This window comes from Psychrobacter sp. 1U2, from assembly GCF_051847575.1.
In genome coordinates, this window is the sequence record NZ_JBPYDC010001780.1 from 1 (window position 1) to 526 (window position 526).

Below are 526 nucleotides of genomic sequence, written 5' to 3' on the forward strand. Positions count from 1 at the left end.
GACTGTCTCGCCATCAACTATCGAAGGAACCACACCTTGTGGATTGATACGCAAATATTCCTCAGACTTGACTGAGTCATGATCTAATATCTTAAGCTCGTAATCAGCATCTGTCCATTCAAGTGCTGTATGCGGAACGACTGCGCAGGTACCTGGTATCACATATAACTTCATAAAATACTCCTCTATGTATTTCTTTATAATTATTTATTTATATCGCCTTATTAACAACCTAAGCTTAACCAATCGTATAAATTTATTCAGTTATCTTATGTGAAGTTAATTTGGATAGATGTAATAAATACATAGGTGTCAATAGGTATAAAATCAATTTGTATGCTTATCAACCCATGCGACAACCGTCGGCCATATTTCTTTGGCAGCGTTGCGGCTAATCATAATACGGCTATGAGTATAGTCGTCCAAATCCCCATGGCTGATTGAGTATTCACGAAACACGTTAGTAGGATTATTAAAAGTATTGAAAAATAACTGACAGCCAGCAGTGGGTGATATGAATTTATCG

Annotated in this window: 1 protein-coding gene and 1 pseudogene; both read right to left on the reverse strand. The window is 36.7% G+C overall.

Annotated elements, in window-relative coordinates; all coding sequences use genetic code 11:
• On the reverse strand, positions 1 to 174 hold a 174-nt coding region (locus ACS8FD_RS24365; RefSeq protein WP_439277740.1), incomplete at its 3' end, for a glutathione S-transferase N-terminal domain-containing protein.
• Positions 175 to 327: 153 nt separating this feature from the next.
• A pseudogene (locus tag ACS8FD_RS24370) lies at positions 328 to 526 on the reverse strand (alpha/beta fold hydrolase); the annotation flags it as partial.